The sequence below is a fragment of the Streptomyces sp. NPDC007162 genome (genome assembly GCF_040634175.1).
Taxonomy (GTDB): domain Bacteria; phylum Actinomycetota; class Actinomycetes; order Streptomycetales; family Streptomycetaceae; genus Streptomyces.
The window spans coordinates 1-2,803 of the sequence record NZ_JBEYFC010000807.1 but is presented as its reverse complement, the minus strand read 5'-3'; the positions used below and the strand labels follow the sequence as shown (position 1 = coordinate 2,803).

2 protein-coding genes are annotated in these 2,803 nt (G+C 77.3%); one reads left to right on the top strand and one right to left on the bottom strand.

Features of this window, described 5'->3' with window-relative positions:
* The coding region (locus ABZ646_RS44245) for a PAS domain-containing protein (RefSeq protein ID WP_360532784.1) at window positions 1-1,557 on the bottom strand (1,557 nt) is incomplete at its 3' end.
* Window positions 1,558-1,787: 230 nt separating this feature from the next.
* On the opposite strand from ABZ646_RS44245, the gene ABZ646_RS44240 reads away from it, so the two are divergent.
* Window positions 1,788-2,759, top strand: coding sequence for a hypothetical protein (locus tag ABZ646_RS44240; protein ID WP_360532781.1), 972 nt, complete (start codon window positions 1,788-1,790; stop codon window positions 2,757-2,759).
* Window positions 2,760-2,803 lie beyond the last annotated feature (44 nt).

Sequence of the window (2,803 nt, the reverse complement as noted above, 5' to 3'; positions counted from 1 at the left end):
GTCCGCCAGTTGCCGCATCGACTCGAAGAACAGCGGTCTGCCGCTGGTCAGGGTCTCGACCCCGGGGATCCGGGCGTCCAGGCCGACCCCGTCGAAGGGGGTGAGGAAGCCGGGCGGGAAGCCGTTCTCCCACGCCAGGTAGAGATGCCGGTCCTGGAGCAGGTAGATGGCGAGCCGACGGCCGCCGAACGCGGGCAGCAGCTCCTGCGTCACCACCGCCGACACCTGACGGGCGGTCACCGCGTCGGTCAGCGCGATGGCCAGGGCGATCGGCCGGTACAGCGGGGCCATCGAGGGTCCGCCGGGCCGGCCGGGCCCGCTCACGGTGCCCGGTTCGGGCGGTCGGGGCAGGTGCACCGTCGGATCGAACCGGTTGGCGGGGACGACCGTACAGGTGACCAGGTCCGGGCCCGGATGCAGGGACATGGCGAGCCAGTCGCCCTCGCCGGCGCCCTCGTGGCGGACCTGGAAGTGCACCGGGTCGGGGGCGAGCAGCGCACCGCGCCAGTGGTCGTCGTACGGCGGTCCGCTCAGCCACGGCATGGCCTCCCACACCGGCCGCCCCAGCAGCTCGGCGACCGTACGGCCCGCGAGCCGGGCGGCGGCCCGGTTGGCGTACCGGACGAGTCCCGTGCGGTCCATGCAGAACACGCCCTGCGGCAGCAGATCGGCCGCTCCGTCGGCGGACGCGTCCGGCCCCGGGTCGACGACGGTCCCGGAGACCAGGGGCGGGGCCCCCGCGCCGGCCGGCGGCCACAGCTCCACCAGGCGCGGGGCACCGTCCCCGGCCCGCAGCCGCAGCGGCGATTCCGGCGGCCTCCCGGCCGCGGTCTCGCGCAGCGCGGCCAGCACCTGCGGGGCGTCGGCCGGCGCCACCGCCTCGGCCAGCGCGGCTCCGGTGCCCGCGAAGTCCTCCGGTGCCACACCGAGCAGGGCGTGCAGCCGGTCGTCCGCGTGCACCGCCGAGGTGGCCGGATCCCACGTGAAACGGCCCGTCCGGACCGCTCCCGGGCGCCGGGCGGGCGGCCGTACGCACACCGGCTCGCCGTCCCAGGCGACCGCCGCCGCGCCCGCCTCCGCCACCAGCTCGCGCAGCCCCGCCCCCAGCTTCCGGGCGATCCGGCACAGCAGGTCCGGGTCCGGCGGTTCGTCCACCGTGTCCGGGGTGGCGGGCCGCAGCACCGTGAGCACCCCGAAGGCCGGCGACCCACCGGGCACCGGCGTGTACACCGAGCCGAACTGGAACGGCAGCCCGGCCGCGAACTGCGGGTAGCGGCGGACCATCTCGGTGGCGTTGGGCAGCACCACCCGCACCCCGAGCCGGTAGGCGTCCGCCACCGGGAACGGCCGGTCCACATGCAGCCGCCACCAGGGCCGGAACAGCGGGCCGGGGAGGCCCACCAGGGTGGCCAGGCGCAACAGCCCCGGGGTCCCCGAGCGCAGGTACACACCGGCGACGTGGCCGCCTGCCGCGCCCAGAGCGCTGGTCGAGGCCTCGACCAGCAACGCGGTCAGCCGCTCACGCGCCCGGCCCACGTGCTCGCCGGTCCCAGTCATCCGGTCCTACCTCGTCCGTGCACCGCCGGGTGGGTGACACAGCAAGAATGCGCCACCCCGGCCTTCGGACGCACCTCCGTGAGCGGGAACCGGCGAGCGGTTCCCGCTGTGCTCACACCGATGCCCCACCCGGGTGGCGGGAGCCCGGACGAGCCCCTGGTAATGGTCTGCATGACGCGCCGTGCCGTACGTGGGGTGCCAGGTACGGCCACACCCCCCTGGAGCCGAGCATGATCACCCGCTCTTCGCCCTGCAGCCCGCCCGACCCGGCGATACCCCGGATACTCGCCCCCGGCGTCGACACCCCACCCGCCGACCCGGCGATCCCGCCCGCGCCGCCCCCGGCGAAGGTCCGCACCGACCCGCCCGAGGCCGCGGTCCCTCATGACGACCCGCTCGACGGCCTGCTCCGTACGGTCGTCACCGACCGTCCGCTGGAGGACGTCGTCCAGCTGGTCACCCTCCTGGAGGGCGACCCCGCCCACGCCGAGCTCACCGGGGACGTGCTGCGCGCGGTCGGCCGCAACCGCTCGGTCGACGAGGTCACCCGGCTCGTCACCCTGCTCACCGGTGAGCCCGGGCTGGCCGACCGCGCCGAGGTGGCGATCCGGGCCGCCGCTGAGTGCCGTCCCCTCGACGAGGTGTCCCGGCTGGTGGAACTGCTGCACCGCGGGCCGCTGGAGCCCCACTGCGGCCGCGCCGCCGTCCGGGCGGCCGGAGTCGGCCGCCCGGTGGAGGACGTGGCCCGGCTCATCGGCCGGCTGGCGACCGCGCGCGCCGCACGGACCCCGGCCCCGCTCGCGCCGGCCGCGGGGCCGGGCACCGCGCACACGACGTCCTCGCTGACCTCACTGACCTCGTGGTGCGCGTCGACCGAGCCGCCCGTGCCCGAGCGGGGTGGGCCGGCGGGGGTGCCGGGGCCGGCCGGGGTGCCGGAGTGCTGCGCGGCGTCCGGGGCGGCTGCGGCGTCCGGGACGTCCGAGCGCGGCGCGGTGTCCGAGGCCGGTGCGGCGACCGGGGCTTGCCAACGGGCGGGGTCCTCGGCGCCGGGCGCGTCCGCCGGGTCGGCTGAGGGTGCCGGGCCGACCGAGCGTGCCGCGTCGTCGGCGTCGTCCGAGGGGGCCGGGCGGCCGGGGGCCGCAGCCTCGTCCGCAGACGCCGGCCTCGACGCGGTGGGTGACGGCGGCCTTGCCGCTGGGTGAGAAGACCACGGCCTTGTCGCGGCGGGTGGCGAAGTAGCCGAGGG